20 protein-coding genes, 1 tRNA gene and 2 pseudogenes are annotated in these 18,426 nt (G+C 66.8%); 7 read left to right on the top strand and 16 right to left on the bottom strand.

Features of this window, described 5'->3' with window-relative positions; genetic code table 11:
* The 4 genes and pseudogenes from D5S08_RS17105 to D5S08_RS07370 form a co-directional block, all read left to right on the top strand.
* Positions 1-127, top strand: a pseudogene (locus D5S08_RS17105) (P-type DNA transfer ATPase VirB11); the annotation flags it as partial.
* 95 nt (positions 128-222) lie between these two features.
* Positions 223-2,409 (top strand): RNA degradosome polyphosphate kinase, encoded by a 2,187-nt coding sequence (locus tag D5S08_RS07380; RefSeq protein WP_121117008.1) that lies wholly within the window; start codon positions 223-225, stop codon positions 2,407-2,409.
* Positions 2,406-3,932: a Ppx/GppA family phosphatase gene (locus D5S08_RS07375; protein ID WP_121117006.1), complete on the top strand. Its 1,527-nt coding sequence runs from the start codon at positions 2,406-2,408 to the stop codon at positions 3,930-3,932. Before D5S08_RS07380 ends, D5S08_RS07375 begins: the two co-directional genes overlap by 4 nt.
* A gap of 65 nt (positions 3,933-3,997) precedes the next feature.
* Entirely contained in the window at positions 3,998-4,381 is a 384-nt protein-coding gene (locus D5S08_RS07370) for a hypothetical protein (protein ID WP_121117004.1), read from the top strand.
* Here the strand turns inward: D5S08_RS07370 and D5S08_RS07365 are convergent, their stop codons facing one another.
* Positions 4,382-5,245, bottom strand: coding sequence for an alpha/beta hydrolase (locus D5S08_RS07365; protein ID WP_121117002.1), 864 nt, complete (start codon positions 5,243-5,245; stop codon positions 4,382-4,384). It abuts the gene before it with no gap.
* Positions 5,246-5,291: 46 nt separating this feature from the next.
* On the bottom strand, positions 5,292-7,325 hold the full coding sequence (locus D5S08_RS07360) for a TonB-dependent receptor plug domain-containing protein (protein ID WP_121117114.1): 2,034 nt from the start codon (positions 7,323-7,325) through the stop codon (positions 5,292-5,294).
* Between the two features lie 272 nt (positions 7,326-7,597).
* Between D5S08_RS07360 and folD the strand changes: the two genes are divergently transcribed.
* Positions 7,598-8,485, top strand: a complete 888-nt coding sequence (folD, locus tag D5S08_RS07355; protein WP_121117000.1) for a bifunctional methylenetetrahydrofolate dehydrogenase/methenyltetrahydrofolate cyclohydrolase FolD — start codon at positions 7,598-7,600, stop codon at positions 8,483-8,485.
* Here the strand turns inward: folD and D5S08_RS07350 are convergent.
* On the bottom strand, positions 8,480-9,445 hold the full coding sequence (locus D5S08_RS07350; RefSeq protein WP_121116998.1) for a magnesium and cobalt transport protein CorA: 966 nt from the start codon (positions 9,443-9,445) through the stop codon (positions 8,480-8,482). The genes folD and D5S08_RS07350 overlap by 6 nt on opposite strands.
* Positions 9,446-9,519: 74 nt before the next feature.
* On the opposite strand from D5S08_RS07350, the gene D5S08_RS07345 reads away from it, so the two are divergent.
* Positions 9,520-10,278 carry a competence/damage-inducible protein A gene (locus tag D5S08_RS07345; RefSeq protein WP_121116996.1) on the top strand — a complete coding sequence of 253 codons (759 nt, stop codon included), beginning with the start codon at positions 9,520-9,522 and terminating at the stop codon, positions 10,276-10,278.
* A gap of 9 nt (positions 10,279-10,287) precedes the next feature.
* On the opposite strand, the gene D5S08_RS07340 is transcribed toward D5S08_RS07345, so the two are convergent.
* The 9 genes from D5S08_RS07340 to D5S08_RS07310 form a co-directional block, all read right to left on the bottom strand.
* Positions 10,288-10,485: a hypothetical protein gene (locus D5S08_RS07340; RefSeq protein ID WP_162301929.1), complete on the bottom strand. Its 198-nt coding sequence runs from the start codon at positions 10,483-10,485 to the stop codon at positions 10,288-10,290.
* A 105-nt stretch (positions 10,486-10,590) separates the two neighbouring features.
* Positions 10,591-11,088: a hypothetical protein gene (locus tag D5S08_RS07335; protein WP_121116992.1), complete on the bottom strand. Its 498-nt coding sequence runs from the start codon at positions 11,086-11,088 to the stop codon at positions 10,591-10,593.
* Positions 11,089-11,607: 519 nt separating this feature from the next.
* Positions 11,608-12,537, bottom strand: coding sequence for a DUF3800 domain-containing protein (locus D5S08_RS16380; protein ID WP_126665509.1), 930 nt, complete (start codon positions 12,535-12,537; stop codon positions 11,608-11,610).
* 142 nt (positions 12,538-12,679) lie between these two features.
* A complete protein-coding gene (gene rplA / locus D5S08_RS07330; RefSeq protein WP_121116990.1) occupies positions 12,680-13,378 on the bottom strand; it encodes a 50S ribosomal protein L1 in 699 nt (232 codons plus the stop codon).
* Positions 13,379-13,382: 4 nt separating this feature from the next.
* The gene (gene rplK / locus D5S08_RS07325; RefSeq protein ID WP_121116988.1) at positions 13,383-13,814 is read right to left on the bottom strand and encodes a 50S ribosomal protein L11; all 432 of its coding nucleotides are present in this window, start codon (positions 13,812-13,814) and stop codon (positions 13,383-13,385) included.
* 229 nt (positions 13,815-14,043) lie between these two features.
* The gene (nusG, locus tag D5S08_RS07320; protein WP_121116986.1) at positions 14,044-14,583 is read right to left on the bottom strand and encodes a transcription termination/antitermination protein NusG; all 540 of its coding nucleotides are present in this window, start codon (positions 14,581-14,583) and stop codon (positions 14,044-14,046) included.
* Positions 14,584-14,636: 53 nt separating this feature from the next.
* Complete coding sequence (gene secE / locus D5S08_RS07315; RefSeq protein ID WP_121117112.1) at positions 14,637-14,831, bottom strand: preprotein translocase subunit SecE; 195 nt, start codon at positions 14,829-14,831, stop codon at positions 14,637-14,639.
* A gap of 257 nt (positions 14,832-15,088) precedes the next feature.
* Positions 15,089-15,241 carry a hypothetical protein gene (locus tag D5S08_RS16910; RefSeq protein ID WP_175578894.1) on the bottom strand — a complete coding sequence of 51 codons (153 nt, stop codon included), beginning with the start codon at positions 15,239-15,241 and terminating at the stop codon, positions 15,089-15,091.
* Between the two features lie 143 nt (positions 15,242-15,384).
* Positions 15,385-15,460: transfer RNA gene (locus tag D5S08_RS07310), tRNA-Trp, on the bottom strand.
* Positions 15,461-15,552: 92 nt separating this feature from the next.
* Here D5S08_RS07310 and aat point away from each other — a divergent pair.
* Positions 15,553-16,356 carry a leucyl/phenylalanyl-tRNA--protein transferase gene (aat, locus tag D5S08_RS07305; protein ID WP_121117110.1) on the top strand — a complete coding sequence of 268 codons (804 nt, stop codon included), beginning with the start codon at positions 15,553-15,555 and terminating at the stop codon, positions 16,354-16,356.
* A 35-nt stretch (positions 16,357-16,391) separates the two neighbouring features.
* Here aat and D5S08_RS17100 read toward each other — a convergent pair.
* The 4 genes and pseudogenes from D5S08_RS17100 to D5S08_RS07285 form a co-directional block, all read right to left on the bottom strand.
* A pseudogene (locus tag D5S08_RS17100) lies at positions 16,392-16,640 on the bottom strand (DUF2155 domain-containing protein); the annotation flags it as partial.
* A gap of 191 nt (positions 16,641-16,831) precedes the next feature.
* Positions 16,832-17,233 (bottom strand): NADH:ubiquinone oxidoreductase subunit NDUFA12, encoded by a 402-nt coding sequence (locus tag D5S08_RS07295; RefSeq protein WP_121116984.1) that lies wholly within the window; start codon positions 17,231-17,233, stop codon positions 16,832-16,834.
* A gap of 81 nt (positions 17,234-17,314) precedes the next feature.
* Positions 17,315-17,803, bottom strand: a complete 489-nt coding sequence (locus D5S08_RS07290) for a DUF192 domain-containing protein (RefSeq protein WP_121116982.1) — start codon at positions 17,801-17,803, stop codon at positions 17,315-17,317.
* Between the two features lie 26 nt (positions 17,804-17,829).
* On the bottom strand, positions 17,830-18,411 hold the full coding sequence (locus tag D5S08_RS07285) for a regulatory protein RecX (protein ID WP_121116980.1): 582 nt from the start codon (positions 18,409-18,411) through the stop codon (positions 17,830-17,832).
* Between the last annotated feature and the right edge of the window lie 15 nt (positions 18,412-18,426).

Below are 18,426 nucleotides of genomic sequence, written 5' to 3'. Positions count from 1 at the left end.
CGGCCTGACCCGCAGCGACACCATCGCCTATGCCGCGTCGGTGATCGACGTCATCGTGCAGCTGGATCGCAGCGACGGCCGCCGCGGGATCAGCGCCATCGCGCGCCCGGCGGACATCCTGGCCTGAGCCGCGCTGCTTCCAAATGACGCATTCCCCGGCTAGCGGAGGCGGGCAGACCCGGTAAGATCCGGTCGATCAGCTTTGGAGCCCAGTTACCGGTCATGAGCAGTACCGTGCAGAATGTCCGCCCCGACAGTGTTGCATCCTCCGAAGCCCTGCTGGCTGGGCCGGCGGTGCAGGAAGAACGCTACTTCAACCGTGAACTCAGCTGGCTGTCCTTCAACGACCGCGTGCTGGCAGAAGCCTGCAACAGCGCCTATCCGCTGCTGGAACGGCTACGCTTCCTGTCGATCAGCGGCAGCAATCTGGACGAGTTCCTGATGATCCGCGTCGCCGGGCTGGCGGGGCAGATCCGCAGCAATGTTGGCAACATGTCGCTGGACGGCCGCACCCCCGGGCAGCAGCTGGCCGCCATCAACACCAAAGTGCTGGACCTGACGGGCAAGCAGCAGGCGATCCTGGCGGACCTGAAGCCATTGCTGGCGGACCAGGGTATCCACATCGCGGGCGATGACCGGGTCGACGATGCGGCCGATGCCTGGCTGCGCGACTATTTCCTGAACTCCATCATGCCGGTCATCACCCCCCAGGCGATCGATCCGGCGCACCCCTTCCCCTTCGTCGCCAATCGCGGCATCGGGGTGCTGTTCAACCTGACACGGGAAGATGACGGCAGCAGCCTGGTGGAAATGGTGCTGATCCCCAGCGCCCTGCCGCGGTTCGTGCGGGTCCCCGGCAAGGATGCGCTGTACCTCACCACCGAGCAGATCGTGTGCCGCTACGCCACGTTGCTGTTCCCCGGTTTCCGCGTCGATGGCGATGGCGTGTTCCGCCTGCTGCGCGACAGCGATATCGAGATCGAGGAGGATGCGGAGGATCTGGTCCGCTACTACCGCACCGCCATCCAGCGCCGCCGCCGGGGCAAGGTGATCCTGCTGGAACTGGACCACGCCTTCGATCCCGCAGGGGAACAGATGCTGCGCGAACAGCTGGGTCTGCAGCAGGCGATGGTGCTGCAGCTCGACCATCTGGTAGGCGTCAGCGACCTGTCGCAGATCGTGGGCGATGACCGGCCCGACCTGAAGTTCATCCCCTACACCCCCCGCTACCCCGAACGCGTGATGGAACATGACGGCGACTGCTTCGCCGCCATCCGCGAGAAGGACATCGTGATCCACCACCCTTACGAGAGTTTCGAAGTGGTGGCGGATTTCGTCAGGCAGGCGGCGAACGATCCGGCGGTGATCTCCATCAAGCAGACGCTGTACCGCGCCGGCCACCAATCGCCGATCATCGCCGCGCTGGTGGAGGCGGCGGAAGCGGGCAAGTCGGTGACCGCCGTGGTCGAGCTGAAGGCCCGCTTCGACGAGGAGCAGAACCTGAAATGGGCCAGCGAGCTGGAACGTGCCGGCGTGCAGGTGATCTACGGCTTCGTGGACTGGAAGACCCACGCCAAGGTGTCGCTGGTCGTGCGGCAGGAGGAGGAAGGCTATCGCACCTACTGCCATTTCGGCACGGGCAATTACCATCCGATCACCGCGCGCATCTATACCGATCTCAGCTTCTTCACGGCTGATCCCGCCATTGCGCGCGATGCGTCCAAGCTGTTCAACTTCATCACCGGCTATGTCGAGCCGCAGGGGCTGGAACGGCTGGCGGTGTCGCCGCTGAACCTGCGTGAGACATTATACGCCAAGATCGACCGAGAGATCGCCAATTGCCGCGAAGGGCGCCCGGCGGCGATCTGGGCCAAGATGAACTCGCTCACCGAAGAAGGCGTGATCGACCGGCTCTACGCTGCCAGCCAGGCCGGCGTGCGCGTCGTGCTGATCGTGCGCGGTATCTGCTGCCTGCGGCCCGGCATCGCCGGCCTGTCCGAAAACATCACCGTCAAGTCGATCATCGGCCGCTTCCTGGAACACAGTCGCATCTGGGCCTTTGCCAACGGGACGGAAATGCCGAGCGGAGGCGCGGAAGTGTTCATCACCAGTGCCGATGCCATGAGCCGCAACCTCAATCGCCGGGTGGAATTGCTGGTCCCCATCAGCAACCCCACCGTGCACGATCAGGTGCTGGAACAGGTGCTGATGGCCAACCTCCTCGATACCGAACAGAGCTGGCTGCTGGATGGCGAGGATGGCAGCTGGGAACGCGTGGCCGATGATGGTGAAGGCGAAGGCTTCAACCTCCATGCCTATTTCATGACCAATCCCAGCCTGTCGGGCCGGGGTGATGCGCTGAAGGACAGCCGGGTGCCCAAGCTGACGCTGCGCCGGGGTGCGGCATGATCGCGCGCGCAGGCATCCGCCGGACCGCCGCCGCGCTGGAGCGGCCGGATCGCGCCGTGATCGACATCGGCTCCAACACCGTCCGCCTGGTGGTTTATGCCGGCTCCGTCCGCGCGCCGGAAGTGTTCCTGAACGAGAAGGTGAGCGCCCGGCTGGGGCAGGACCTGTCCAGCACCGGGCTCATGCCCGAGGCGGCGATGCAGTCCGCCCTCACGATGCTGGCGCGCTTTGCCACCATCCTGGCCGATCTGGATATCCAGGATGTGCAGACGGTCGCCACCGCCGCCGTCCGCGATGCCCGCAACGGGCCCGAGTTCCTGGCGCGAGTGACCGAGCTCGGCCTGTCGCCCCGGCTGCTGAGCGGCCGGGAGGAGGCGCAGACCTCCGCCATGGGCGTGATCGGCGCGTTCCCGGGCGCGACCGGCACCGTGGCCGATCTGGGCGGCGGCAGCCTGGAACTTGTTCGCATCGGCGAAGGACAGTCCCATGGCGGCACCAGCCTGCCGCTCGGTACGCTGCGCCTGCCCGCCCTGCGCGACGGCGGTGCGGAGGCATTCCGCAGCCGGGTGGCGCGGATCATCGCGGAGGCAAATGGCGGCGATCAGACGACCGGGCAATTGTACATGGTGGGTGGCACCTGGCGCGCCTTCGCCGCTTACGCCATGCGCGCGGCCGACCACCCGCTGACCGATCCGCACGGCTATCGCCTCTCCACCGCCGATGCGGACCGCTATGTCCGCATCGTGGAGAAGTGCACCCCGGCGGAGTTGGCGAAGATCAAGGGCATTTCCAAGACCCGCGCCGCCGTGCTGCCCGATGCCGCCGCCATGCTGCGCGTGCTGCTGGGCGAGCTGCGGCCCGACAGCCTGGTCTTTTCCGCCTGGGGCTTGCGCGAAGGGCTGCTCTATGGCGGCCTGGATGCAGCCGCCTGCCAGCAGGATCCGCTGCTGTCCGCCATTGGCCAGTTCACGGAACCGCGCGGCGCCTCCCCCGCCCTGGCGGCGACCATCACCGGCTGGACGGCCGACGTGGCGAGCGGCGACGAGACGCCCGAGAGCGGCAGCGAGCGGCTGCGCCTGGCGGCCACCATGCTGGCGATCGCCGCCGCCCGGCTTGAACCGAACATGCGGCTGCGCCACGCGTTGGACTGGGCGCTGGAGAAACGTTGGCTGGGGATCGATGCCGCCGGTCGGGCGCGACTGGCCGCGGCGCTGCATGGCGCATGTGGCAAGCCGACGATCGTTCCGGATCTGCTGCGCCTCACCAGCGAGGAGCGCGTGCGCGAAGCGGTTGGCTGGGGTCTCGCCATCCGGCTGTGCCGCCGGCTGGGTGCGGGTTCGCATGTCTCGCTGATGACGAGCACCTTGCGGCGGGAGGGCGGCCGCCTCGTCCTGCGGGTCGATCCCGCACGCGCCGCGCTGGCCGCCGGGCCGGTGTTGGGAGACCTGCGCAACCTGGCCCAGTGGATCGGGCTGGAGCATGAATTGCGCGTGGCGGAGCGGGCCGATCCGCCAACTGCCTGATCGCGGAAGTTCAGACCGGGTTCACCCATGGTGCGATGTTCTGGCCTCCACCGTTGGAGGTTGCCATGCGTGCCACTCTCGTCGCGATCCTGACCGGACTTGCCTTTGCCGCCATCCCACAAATGGCCGCGGCGCAGATTGTGCCGCGATCCCCGCCGCCCCCGTCCGGCAGCCGGATCATCATCAAGCCGGTCGAAGTGCCGGCCCCGACCGAGTTGCGCGACCTGCACGACACGATCGAGGAAGGGCGGGACGCCGGAACGCTGGACCGGCGGACGGCGCGGCACCTGCGCCGGGAAGCGCAGCTGCTGGACAGCGTGGCGGAGCGCTATGCCCGGGACGGCCTTTCGCCGGATGAAGGCCGTGAGTTGCAGGTCCGGGCCATTGTCGCGCGGGAGCAGGCCAACCTCCTGCGCGGCGCGACGTTCGGCAACCCGCCGCCGCGCTGATCAGGCGGTCACACGCCGTACGAAGTTGGTGATCAATCCCTCGACGTCGCGCTCCGGCGTCCCCACGCTCAGCACCGGCGATACGTGATTGTGCCCAATCAGCAGGTGCATCGGCGCGTAGGCTGCATGCGCCAGCCCCCAGGCACCGACCATCTGCGCCGCCTGCGTCTGGTGGTCGGGCGGATCGAGCTCGGACACGGTGAACAGCAGCGGCACGTCGGTGCTCAGCAATCCGACCGCGCAGGACGCCTCCCCCCAGGTCCGGCGGTCCGCTCCGAAATAGGCCTTTGCCCCATCATCGGGCGTGGCATTGCGCGGATCGTAGATGCCCGACATCAATATGGCGCCGGCCACACCGCCAGCCGGGCCGACATGCAGCGACGGATCCGCCAGATAGCCGCCGACATGCGTTGCCCCGGTGCAATGGCCCACCAGCACGATCTTCAGCGGATCGCCGCCATGATCGGCCGCATGGTCGCGCAGCCACGCGACCGCACGCGCGACATCCTCTGGCCCGGCGGGGAAGCGATGTTCGGGCGCCAGACGGTATTGCATCACTGCCCCCAGCATCCCCCGGCATGCCGCCATTGCGGCGACATTGTCCGGCCGGGCCCCCGCATCCGGCCATCGATCCTGATCGTACCCGCCACCGCCGGCGAACAGCAGCACCGGCCGCGCCACACCGTCGCTGCCGGGATACAGGTCCATGCGGTGCCGGATATCTGGGCCATAGGGCACATCGCGCAGCACGCCCGGGTCAGGCAGGTCCAGCAACGGCGCGAACAGCTGGCGCGTCGCCGCAATCATGCGCGGCGTCACTTCGCGCCCTTCGCGGGCGATGCTGGTTTGCAGATCGGGGGTCATGTACTCCCCTATCGCGCCATTGTGACAGGAGACAGGGATTGTACGGTCAAAAACCGTACCTTACGCCCGCCCAGGCGGTGAACGGCACGCCCAGATCGATGGAGCCGCCGCCGTTGCGGGTGACGATGTCTTCATCCAGCAGGTTCTCGATCCGTCCGACCAGCGTCAGCGCGCCGTGTAGCGGAACCTGGGCGAACAGGTCCACCGTGGTTGCAGCCGGCAGCGGATCGTCCTCCTGATCGCCCTCGAACTGCCGCCCGACATGGCGCAGCGTCGCAGCGATCCGGGCACCTTCCGCCAGGTTCCAGCTGACCGTTGCGCTGCCGGCCCAGGCAGGCACCTGCGCCGGCCGATATCCGTCCAGCGCCGCGGCCGCGCCATCAGCCTCGACTTCGGCATCGGTCAGGGCCAGCGTTCCTTCCAGCGCCAGCCGCCCCTGCGTCACCTCGCCCGCCAGTTCCAGCCCGCGGGCGCGCACGGCGTCCAGGTTTTGCCGCTGTCGCTCCGTACCGGTCAGGGTCACATTGGCGATCGCGCCCCGGATGCGATTGTCGAACGCCGTGAACGACAGGCGTGCCGCCGGCGCCAGCTGCCAGTCGACCCCCGCCTCCACGCCGGTCAGCCGCTCGTTGCCGAGGCGCGGATTGGCGCTGGTGGTGACGGGAAACACCACAAAGGGTCGATAAAGCTCGTTCAGGTTCGGCAGGCGGAACCCGCTATAGCCCGCCGCGCGCAGCTGTACGCCGGCGCCTGCATCGTAGGTGGCGCCCGCCCGCCAGTTCACTTCCCAGCCCTCGCGGTCGGCATAGGTCTCGTCCAGCAAGACCGCGCCGCTACCGGCCAGATTGCGCTGGTAGCCATTGCGGATGGACCAGCGATCGGCGCGCAGGCCGCCGGTCAGCACCACCGGTCCCAGCTGCCAGTCATCTTCCACGAACAGGCCCAGCGTGCTGTTGACCCCGCCGGCGAAGCGGCTGCCATTGGCCGCCCCGCTGGCGAGATAGCGATCCTCCGCCAAGTCACCTTCGGACCGGCGGTAATCCGTGCCGAGCCGCAGCGTGTGCCCGCCGCCAACCGGCGGCCGCACCTCCAGCTTGCCGCCGAACCCGGTCGATGGCGTATCCCGCTGGTCCAGCGTCAGGGCGTAGCTGGTGGCGGATATCACGCGATTGGTGAAGTTGCGCCACTGGCCATAGGCCAGCGCATCCACCTGCCACGCCCCACGCCCCACCAGCCGCACGGACAGGTCCTGCCCCTGGCTGCTGCTGTCCGCCCCGGCGAAACGCAGCATGCGATGATCGTCGAAGGCCAGGCCGCGCAGCTGCAGTTCCAGCGCCGGCGCCACCTGTTGTACCAACCGCGCACTGGCGGACCAGCTGTCGAAGGCCGCCCGCGCCGTCGGGGGCACGCGCTGGTCCGCCGGCGTGGTGAAGAAGCCCTGCCCGCGATCCCACCGGCCGCTGACCACCGCGAACCCGTCGCTTAGTTCCGGCGCCACGGTGGCCGACAGCGCCGTCTCCCCGCGATGATCCACCAGCGCCTCGCCACTGAACAGGCCCAGGGTCTCGGCGCCCGCGCTCTCCAGTTCCACCGTACCGGCCAGCGCGCCTGCGCCGAACGGGCCGGACCCGCCGCCGCGCGTCACCCGTGCTCGCGCCAGCCGCTCCGGCGCGATGGCGCTGAACGGGATATAGCCGAAGAACGGATCGGCCATCGGCACGCCATCCAGCAGCACCTGTGCCCGGCTGCTGGCATTGCCGCCCAGCGCCCGCAAGGTGATGCCTTGCGCCGAAGGGTTGCTCGACCGGCTGTCCGACCGGCGGAATTGCTGGAACCCGGCGACATTGCCCAGCACATCCTCCAGCCGGCCCGATGCGCTGCTGGTGATCGTCTCTCGGTCGATCGTCACTGTTCCGTAAGCCGGCGTTGCGGGCGTGTCCGGCAGGCCGGTGCCGGTCACGATGATCGGCCCGGAATCCTGTGCCACGGCCGGCACGATGGCCGCGCCAGCCAGCAACGCTGCGACGCCGGCGCGGCCAAGAAGCCGGCGCACAGCGGGCAGGCTGGCGTGAAAGCGCATTGGGCTGGTGCAGTCTGCCCCTGCGGCGCGGCGTTGGTCGTCATTCATGGCGCGCCCGTGCCACAGGGGGCACCATCAGCCAAGGGCAGCCTGCCGGACGGGGAGATCACCGGGCACTGCCGCACCGGACTGGCTGGTCGAATCGCTCCGGCGCAAGCTAAGGACCGGGCCACGGCCGGGTTTGGCCGCATTCACCCATTTGGCAGGCCGAATACGTCGCCTGAATGGATCCACGATTACGCCGCCCGGCATCAGGGCGCGAGGGGTACCGCATGGCAGAACTGATCGACGGCAAGGCGCTGGCCCGCACCCTGGACGAACGCACCCGGGCCGATGTCGCCGCGCTTGTCGCCGCCGGCGGTCCGCGTCCGGGCCTCGCCGTGGTGCTGGTGGGGGATGATCCGGCCAGCCAGGTCTATGTCCGTCGCAAGATCAAGGGCTGCGAGGCGGTGGGCATCACCAGCTTCGAACGCCGCCTGCCCGCCACCACCACCGAAGGCGAGCTGATGGCGGTGATCGCCGGACTCAATGCCGATCCGCAGGTCCATGGCATCCTGTGCCAGGTGCCGCTGCCCCCGCATATCGACCAAGGCGCGGTGCTGGACGCGATCCTGCCGGACAAGGATGTGGACGGGTTCCACCCGGTCAATGTCGGGCGGCTGTCCACTGGCACCGGTGGCATCGTGCCGTGCACGCCGCTGGGCGTGATGATGCTGCTCGACAGCGTGCTGCCCGACCTGAAGGGGCTGGACGTCGTGGTGATCGGCAAGTCCAACATCGTGGGCAAGCCCATCGCCATGCTGCTGCTGGAGCGCGAGGCGACGGTCACCGTAACGCATATCCACACCAAGGATCTGCCGCAGATCACCCGCAAGGCCGACATCATCGTCGCCGCGGCCGGCTCCCCCGAACTGGTGCGGGGCGACTGGGTGAAGCCGGGCGCGGTGATCATCGACGTCGGCATCACGCGCATCGCGGGCGAGAACGGCAAGGACCGGCTGGTGGGCGACGTCGCCTTTGCCGAGATGGACCATGCCCGCGCGGTCACCCCGGTGCCGGGCGGCGTGGGGCCGATGACCATTGCCTGCCTGCTGAGCAACACCGTGAAGGCGGCCCGCGTCTCCGCCGGCGAGACGGTGGCCGAAGCCGAGACGCTATAGCCAGCCCATCCGGCGGAAGCGGATGAACAGACCGGTGCAGATCGCCGCCATCACGCCCAGCACCACGAAATAGCCGTAGCGGGCGTGCAGCTCCGGCATCCATTCGAAGTTCATGCCGTAGATGCCGGCAATGGCGGTCGGCACCGCCAGGATCGCGGCCCAGCCGGCCAGCTGGCGGCTGATGTCGCCCTGTCGGCTCTGTTCCAGCAGGCCGGCGATGTCGACGATGTTGCCCAGCGTGTCGGTCAGCCAGCGGGCGCGGCTTTCGGCGCGCTTGGCGTGGTCGTAGATGTCGCGGAAGTAGGGCCGGGCGTGTTCGTCGATGCAGGGCAGCGGCACCTGGCCCAGCTTGCCGGCAACCTCCTCCGTCCGGCCGGCCACTTCCTCGAACCGGCGCATCTCCCGGCGGAGGCGGAAGATGCGGCGGATCGAGTCGGGGCGCGGGAAGCTGGCGACGGCGGCGTCCTCCATCTCGTCCACGATCTGCTCCAGCCGGTCCAGCAGGGGGCTGTACTGGTCGACGATGAAATCGAGCAGCCCATGCAGCACGATGTCCGGCCCTTCGGACAGCCGGTCGGGCACGGCCTCCAGCCAGCTGCGCACCTCGACATGACCCTGCGCGTTGCCCTGCCGGACGCTGACGACGAAATCGTGGCCCAGGAAGATGGCGGTCTGGCCATAGACAATGCGGTCATCCTCCCCGAAGCTGGCGGTCTTGACGACCACGAACAGCTGGTGGGCGTAGCTTTCCGCCTTGGGCATCTGCCGCCGGCCGAGCGCGTCCTCCACCGCCAGCGGGTGCAGCTCGTACCGGCGCTGGACCTGCTCCATCTCCTCCGCCGTGGGTTCGACCAGGCCGATCCAGTCGAACTCCCCTTCCCCCGCTGGCCCGGCATCAAGCGACAGCTGGCGATCGATCACGGAACCGGAGCGGTAGCGGCGGGCGGCGGCGATGGTCATGGCGCCGGACGTGGCAGAGTAGCGCCCGCGGTGCAATCTGGCGCGTGGCCCGGCTTTGTCCTATCGCCCACGCCATGAACACACCCCGCATCTGGACCGCCGCGCTGATCGTGATCGGGGACGAGATCCTGTCCGGCCGCACGGCCGACAAGAACATCGCGCAGATCGCCAGCTGGCTGCAGATCCAGAACATCCGCCTGGCCGAGGTGCGGGTGGTGCCCGATGTGCAGGACGCCATCGTGGAGGCGGTGAACACACTGCGCGCCCGCAACGATTACCTGTTCACCACCGGCGGCATCGGGCCGACGCATGACGACATCACCGTGGATGCCATCGCCGCCGCATTGGGCGTGCCGGTGGTCGAGCATCCGGAGGCGCGTGCCATCCTGGAGGAGTATTACTCCACCCGCGGCGGGACCAACCCGGCGCGGCTGCGCATGGCGCGGGTGCCGGAAGGGGCGGACCTGATCCCCAACCGGATCAGCGGGGCGCCGGGCATCCGGCATGGCAATATCTACATCATGGCCGGCGTGCCGGGCATCACCGCGGGCATGCTGGACGCGCTGACCGGATCGCTGGAGGGCGGCCTGCCCCTGCTGACCGAGACGATCGGCAGCCGCGCGCCGGAAAGCGAGGTGGCGGATATCCTGCGCACCGTCGAGAAGGCGCATGAAGGATGCCAGATCGGCAGCTACCCCTTCTTCAAGGAAGGGCGCAGCGGGGCCAATTTCGTGATCCGGTCGACCGATGCGGAGATGCTGGCATCGTGCCGCGACACCCTGTGCGACGCGCTGGGCGCGGCGGGGTGGGACTGGACGCCGGGTGGGTTGTAAGGGCGGCCTCTAGCGCCGGGTTCCGGGGTGATCGTCCGTGTTGGTGATGGTGTGATCCGTCACCTGGGCATCGTCATCCAGATCATGCCGCAGATCGACCGCGCCGCGTTCGGCCTGATCGACCTCCCGCTTCGTGCCGCCGCGATTGCGCAGCATGGCCCAGCCGATCACGCCGATCAGCAGGATCGGCCCCAATACCGTCAACACGCTCCATAATCCGCCCGCCATGGTCTTCTCCGTCAATGCTTTGTTGGCGAACCAACGTGCGAGAGGGCCCGTGTTTCCGGCAGGGGTTCGGAGGGGTGGCGAAGTTTACCAGAAACGGCCGAAAAGTGCGCGCGTCTGCCGGTCCGTGAAGGGGTCGAAATCGCAGCCGGCGGTCTGCCGGTCGAGGCTGGCCAGCAGCGCGAGAAGCGCGGAATCGCTGGACTTGCGCTGGATGCCCACGAAGCGGCGGCGCCACAGGCGCGGCTGCAGCAGTTCCCCGAAGGCGAGCGGGGCGCGGTCGGCGTGTGTGAACTTCCAGCGCGGCTGTGTGCGGCCCTGCAAGGCGGTGTTCCAGGCGGCGATGAAGGAACCGGCCTGCGGATGGCGGCGCAGGCGATAGGCGCTTTCCCGGCTGAGCCCGAGCATCTGCGCGGCTTTGCGCACGCAGCCGGTCTGCGCGAGCAGGCCGATGAAGCGGGCCTGCCGCTGCGGCGTCCAGCCATCGCGGCGGGCGCGCAGCGGGACGGGGAGGAAGGCGGGGAGGCGCAGATAGGCCTGCCAGGGCTTGCGGCGCCTGGGTGAGGTGTTGCGGCGGTTGCTCATGCGCTCGCGCGTAGGCGCGCGGGGTGGGTGTAGGAAAGTGGTTTGGTCTGCGCGGAGTCGCGGAGGGTTGGCGCTAACGGAGGCGCAGAGAGCAACGCACTGACGTCGCGAATTACAGGGGTGTACCGTCTCCACCCCACGTCGTCCTGAACTCGTTTCAGGACCCACCGCGCAGGAACGAACGGCGGCGCACAATGAAAGATGGATGCCGAAACGAGTTCGGCATGACAATGAAGGCCAAGTGGCCTTGCTGTTTACACGAGCAGGCTGATCAAGGGGGGCTGCCGCTGCGAAGTCGAGTCATCTTGGCGGGCGCGCAGCGGGGCGGGAAGAAAGGCGGGCAGGCAGGCAGGCGGGTAAGGCTGCCAAGGCTTGGGGCGCTCGAACGAGGTTCTGCCACGAATGCTTATGGTGCGCGGGCGTAAGCGCAAGTGGCAGATGTAGAGAGATGTCTTTTAGTAGCCCAGGCGTATCAAAGCAACAATACGTGCAATCTGCGCTTAGCACAGACCTGCTGTTTCAATCAGGCTCACCCATCAAGAGATCGCACAATGCTTTAGCCATCATCGCAGCTTCGAATGCTTCAACGTTTTTAGCTCTAATCTCGTCAGTAACATATGACTCAACATTGAATAACCCAGATGATACCGCATCGAACCAGGCAGGTTCTGCGACAAAGGCTGGCCCCTGCTTAGGCCCAAGCATCGATAGAATTAAGTCTTCGCCGTGATTAAGACGGGAAAGATACCTACGGAATGCAAAGGCACAAGCATCTGCTAATTGTAGCAATGAAGCTTGCCCTTTCTTTGCAAAGTGAGGAGCATCAATAATATGCTTTATTTGATAATGTACTGGGGGTGGAGTTAATCCGTACATATCTTGAAAGATATTTGGCGTCAGTCCGCTACTAGGTAGCTCATACGGCGCCTCTCGGAACACCAGACCACCTCTCGCAAGTAGCGCTCTATTTTCCGGCAGATCCTCAGCGATGACCACACCGTTTTCGCAACCCGAAAGGTACTTTCTCAGGAAGTGATCCGCCCGTTCCAAGCTGTAGCCGAACGCCATTAGGTGCTCATAATGTTGCTTTTTGACAGTACCATTTGCAATGAAGTCTGGAAGACCTTCACCACCTGATAGCATGTCGCTCCATACAACACCCAATGATACTGGCAGATCATAAGCAAAAGGCAGGCTGACAACTTCTTTGAAGAAGTCCAATCTTTCGTTAAATGCCCACTCATATCGACTAATATGCTTTCCGCCGTTAAAGACTTCTTTTCCGTGGAATATAAAGCCATTTCGATATAATTCAGGGACGCTTTCACGGATTACACGCGAGAGTTGATGATCAATAGAGCGCCATTGGTCATCCCCTTCAATGATCACACATGCAACTACCCGCACCGGCTCTGCCGGAGCGGTTCCGGCCTCATCCGCATAGATCAAGCGCATAGCAATGGACCCCAGCAACCTACTTGCAAAACGAAGAAGTCAGTAACAGCAGCAACGCTTGCCAGCTTTACAGAAAAAAGGCCGGAAGGGTCTCCCCTCCCGGCCTCTCATGTTCAGCCTAAGCTGGTAAAAAGCGTCAGGCGCCCTGCACTTCTTCCAGGTCCAGCTTCAGGCCCGGCCCCATGGAAGAGCTGAGTGAGACCTTGCGGACGTACTTGCCCTTGGAGCCCGAGGGCTTGGCGCGCACGATCGCGTCGGTGAAGGCCTTGAAGTTGGTCTTCAGCTCGTCATCGCTGAAGCTGACCTTGCCCAGGCCGGCATGGATGATGCCCTGCTTCTCCACGCGGAACTCGACCTGGCCGCCCTTGGCGTCCTTCACGGCCTGCGCCACGTTGGGGGTCACGGTGCCCAGCTTCGGGTTCGGCATCAGGCCCTTGGGGCCCAGCAGCTTGCCCAGCCGGCCGACGACGCCCATCATGTCCGGCGTCGCGATGATCCGGTCATAATCGACATTGCCGTTCTGGATGTCTTCCATCAGGTCCTCGGCACCGACCTTGTCGGCACCGGCGGCCTCGGCCTCGGCAGCCTTGTCACCACGGGCGAACACGGCAACGCGGATGGTCTTGCCGGTGCCCGACGGCAGCGACACCATGCCACGGACCATCTGGTCGGCATGACGCGGGTCCACGCCCAGGTTCATGGCGATCTCGATCGTCTCGTCGAACTTCTTGCTGGCGAGGCCGCGCAGCGTGGTCAGCGCCTCGTCAAAGCCGTAGAGCTTCTCGGCATCGAGGGTCTCGGCCAGCATCTTCTGGCGCTTGGTCAACTTTGCCATTGGGTCAGCCCTCCACCACTTCGAGGCCCATCGAGCGCGCGGAGCCCTCGATGATCTTGGTCGCCTGGTCGATATCGTTCGCGTTCAGATCCTTCATCTTCTGCTGCGCGATATCGGCCAGCGCGGAGCGGGAGATCTGGCCCACGATGTTCTTGCCCGGCTCCTTGGAACCCGACTTCAGGCCGGCGGCCTTCTTGATCAGGAAGCTGGCGGGCGGGGTCTTGGTCTCGAACGTGAAGGAACGATCCGCATAGACGGTGATGACCGTCGGGATCGGCATGCCCTTCTCCAGCTCCTGAGTCGAAGCGTTGAAGGCCTTGCAGAATTCCATGATGTTGACGCCGCGCTGACCCAGCGCAGGGCCGATCGGCGGGGACGGGGTGGCGCTGCCGGCCGCAACCTGCAGCTTGATATAGCCGGTAATCTTCTTGGCCATCGCTGGCCTCCTTTCTCACTGTCGCCCCGGGCCTGTTCGGCGCGGGACTCATGGTAAGCGGTACGAACGGCACATCCGGGCTGGATGCACCTTCCGCGTGGTTTCCCGAGCTTTGGGAAGCGGCGCGCATAGCGGACCGGCCCGGTTTTCGCAAGCCTTCGCGGCGGATACGACAAGGGGCGCGCAGTCGGCCTGCGCGCCCCTTGCTGATGTTCGATCCGGGCGGGTCTTACTTGACCAGCTCGACCTCTTCGAAGCCCATTTCCACCTGCGTGGCGCGGCCGAAGATCGACACGGCGACCTTTACGCGGCTCTTGTCGAAATCCAGCTCCTCCACGATGCCGTTGAAGCTGGTGAACGGGCCGGCATTGACCTTGACCTGATCGCCGATCTCGTAATCGACGGTGACCTGCTTCTTGGGAGCGGCCTTCGCCTCTTCCATGCCGCCGAAATAGCGGGCGGCCTCCCGCTCCGAAATCGGCTGCGGCTTGCCGCCATTGCCGAGGAAGCCGGTGACCTTGGGCGTGTTCTTGACGAGGTGGTAGACGTCGTCCGTCATGTTCAGCTTGGCGAGGACATAGCCGGGCATGAACTTGCGTTCGGTCTGCACCCGCTTGCCGCGCTTCACCTCGTTGATGGTCTCGGTCGGGACCTGCACCTCCTCCACGGCTTCGGCCAGGCCCATGCGGTCAGCCTCCGTCAGGATGGACTCGCGGACCTTGTTCTCGAAGCCGGAATAGGCGTGAATGATGTACCAACGGGCGGGCATGGGCGGTTCCTTGCGCGTCTTTTCAGGTCAGGGCCGGTGGGCCCCGGTAAGGGTCAAACCAGCGTGAGCAGCCAGCGCACGACGGCGCCGAACACGGAGTCGACGCCCAGGAAGAACACCGACAGGATCACGACCAGAATGGCGACGAAGATCGCCGTGCGGGTGGTTTCCTGGCGGGTGGGCCAGACGACCTTGCCCGCTTCGGAACGGACCTGGCGGATGAATTCCCCGGGACTGGTCTTTTCCATCTTTCGCTCGCTCGGCTGGGGCCGCTGACCGGCCGTGGCAATGACTGCGCCTGCCGCCATGGGCTCATCGCCGCCCCGGCCGTGCGGGCCGGGAGGGGCAGGATGGCTCCGATGTCGGAAAGCGGAGGCGCATGTAGCGCGGGCAGGTGCGGATGGCAAGGCGGCCGGGGCGTACTGGCGCTGGCGGCGCCCTGCCCCCGAATGCAGGACGGCCCCGCATCGCTGCAGGGCCGCCGTGAAATGTCAGGTGCCGCCGGTCAGAAGCGGCGGAAGAAGCGGGCCAGGAAGCCCGGTCGTTCCTCCATCGGCAGGATCGGGCCGTGGATGCGGAAGCGGGTGCCGGCATTCTGCTGCGGGCGGGGCAAGGTCCAGCGATCGGGCTGGCTGCTGCGGAAACTGAGGCTCGACATCGGTAACCTCCCTTGAGTTGCGATGTTACTTACCGCCGATAATGAACGGCTGGTCGCAAGGGTTCCCGATACGTCCCGCTGGCGGGCACGACGGACGCGCTGTGTGGCTTTGCCGCCACACCGGTCGGTTCAGGTCAGGGGATTGGCAGGAGTGGAGGGACTCGAACCCACGGCCCTCGGTTTTGGAGACCGATGCTCTACCAACTGAGCTACACTCCTGCAGGAGACGCGCCCCCTAAACAGGCCGGCGCCGCTTGGCAAGCGTGCGTGACGGGTTTCGCGTGGATGCGGCTCTGCTAAGCGTGGGCGCGATGCATGCGCCGACCCCGCCGCCGATCCCGACCGAGCTGTTGCTCAACGCCTATCGCAGCGGGATCTTCCCGATGGCGGACGGGCGGACGGACGAGCAGATCTTCTGGGTGGAGCCGCGCGAGCGGGCGATCATCCCGCTGGACGGGTTCCATTGTTCCCGTTCCCTGGCCCGCACAATCCGGCGCGACCGGTTCCGGGTGACGGTGGACGCGGATTTCGCGGGCGTGATCGAGGCCTGCGCCGCGCCGCGGGCCGGCAGCAGCGATACCTGGATCAACCAGCCGATCGACGCCAGCTATCGCGCACTTTTCGCGGCCGGGCATGCCCATTCGGTGGAATGCTGGGAAGACGGCACGCTGGTCGGCGGGTTGTATGGCGTTGCGTTCGAGCGGGTGTTCTGTGGCGAGAGCATGTTCAGCCGCCGGCGGGACGCATCCAAGGTGGCGCTGGCCTGGCTGGTGGCGCTGATGCGGCTGGCGGGGTTCCGGCTGCTGGACTGCCAGTTCATGACCGATCACCTGCACTCCATGGGCGCGGTGACGGTCAGCCGGGAGGATTACCTGCAATCGCTGACCGCCGCCGTGGCACATGGCCGGGCGGACAATCTTCGCGAAACCTACTGCGCGGTGCTGTCCGCCGCTTCGGGCGCAGGCGCCGGCTCCTCCGGCGTGGGTGTCGGCGACGGCGTGGCAGCCGGCGCAGGTGCGGCGCGTGAAGATGAGGCACCGGAAGCCGCCGGCGAGCGGGGCGTGGCCTCCTCCCCCGGGAAGCTCATCGCGCAATCCTTGATCCAGACATCGTAGATCGGGTGTTCGACCACATTCAGGCTGGGCGAATTCCTGAACAACCAGCCGGAAAAGATGCCGCGCCATTGCGGTTCCGCGCCCGCCTGCGCGCGTTCCTGCACCAGCACCTGCACAAAGGCACCGGTCTCTGCCCGCGGCTCCCACGGGGCGGTGCGTTCGCAGGTGGCGAGGCGCAGGATCACGTCGCCCACGCGCCGGCTCTCACCGGGCTTCAGCTCGACATCCTGCGTGATGTTGTTGCGCTTGTTCAGCAGGCCCAGCGTCGCCACGCGCTGCGCCATGGGCGTGCCGATGGTCTCCCCGGCCGGTGCAGGCGGTGCGGGCGGTGCGGCGAGTTCGCGCGGAATGGCGGTGCTTTCCGCCTCCGGCTCCGGCGCGCCGTCGGAACAGGCGAGCAGCAGCAGCGGCAATGCCGCCGCCAACGCGGCGGAACGGGCTGTCATGACCGCGCCTTCACCACCAGGCCATCATCTCAGGCGTCGGGCGACCAGGCTTCGTAGTCGCCTGTCGCGCGCGCGCGACGGCCACCCTTCTCCAGCGCGCCGGCCGGCCGGTAGGCGCCCACCGTGCCGGTGGCGTTGGGAGTGTAGTCCACTTCCCAGATCTTGGACGGGGCCAGATGACTTTCCGGCAGTGCATCGTAGGAATGATGCAGCCAGCCATGCCATTCCGCTGGCACGCGGCTGGCATCGTTGGCTCCATTATACATGATCCAGCGCTTCTCGCGCCCGTCAGGCCCGCGCAGCTTGGCGGCGCGGAAGTACTTGTTGCCCTGCGCGTCAGTGCCGACCTGCTCCCCCTTGCGGGCGGAGAACAGGGCGGTGCCGATCGTTGCGCCGTCCCACCAGGTGAAGATCTTGCCGAGAATACCCATCGTGCCCCGCCGTTAGCGCGCCGCCCCTGCCAAGCGCAAGGGGCAGCAGAAAGGTTGCCACTCGTATCGCGTGTCCGCGCCTTACCAGCGGACCACGGCGCCCGGGCCGATGCCCAGCTGCGCCGCGCGGCCGCCATTCAGTTCCAGCACCGCGATCGCCGGCCCTTCGGACATCAGCTGATCTTCCGAATAAGGCACCGCATTGGCGGCGACATTGATCACCCGATTGTCCGCCCCGATGAAGACCAGGTCCAGCGGCAGCACCGTGTTGCGCATCCAGAAGGACAGCTGCTGCGGCGAGCGGTAGGGGAAGATCATCCCCTCGTCCTGCCCCATCTTCGTGCGGAACATCAGCCCGCGCGCCTGCGCCTCGGCCGATTCGGCCACTTCCACGCGGAAGCGGTGCGTCGTGCCGCCGGCCTCCACCGTCAGCGGGATCACGCGCAGGCCGGACTCCGCGTGCACGGCGGGCGCGGCCTGGGCCGTCGAACCGGCGCTGCCATCCTGCGGTGCGCAGGCGACCACGGCGGTGGCGGACAGGGCGGAAAGCAGCAGGGACGCCAGGCGCATAGTCACCTCGTGAAGGTCATCGTGTGTCAGTCATCATCATCGGCCGCGGCGGCCCAGCCTTCGGCCACCGCCGTGCTGGGCGCATCGATCACGCCGCGCACCTCGGCCAGCATGTGGCCTGCGCGCAGCATGGCCGCAATCTGTTTCTGGCGCAGCGCCGGATCGGCCGCCACCTTTCCGCCAAACGGACCGAAGCGCCGCTTGCGGGCCAAGGCCAGCGCCGCCTGCCGCCGGGCGGGCCCATCAGGGCGCACATCATGGCGGATCGGTTCCGCAATGCCGGCCTCCCCCAGCACTTGCCCGATACGGCGCGGGCCGTAGCCGCGCCGCAGCAGCGATCCCGCGCGCGCGCGGGCAAAGCCTGCATCGTCGATATAGCCCAGTTCCACATGGCGGACGATGATGGCAGCGACCGGCGGCTGCCCCTCCCCGCTCCAGCCGCGTTCGCGCAGCTTGCGTGTCAGATAGCGTTCCAGCTTGCCCGCACTGGTGGCAAAGCGCGCGACATAGGCGAGCGCCAGGTCCTCCAGCCGGGTGCGATCAAGCGGCGGCGGGATGCGGCGGCGACCGGTCTGCGCCTGTGGATCACCGGGTTCGTCACCTTGCATCCTGGGAGTATCGCC

Source organism: Croceibacterium ferulae (assembly GCF_003660445.1).
Classification (GTDB): Bacteria; Pseudomonadota; Alphaproteobacteria; order Sphingomonadales; family Sphingomonadaceae; genus Croceibacterium; species Croceibacterium ferulae.
This window is presented reverse-complemented; position numbering and strand designations above follow the sequence as displayed.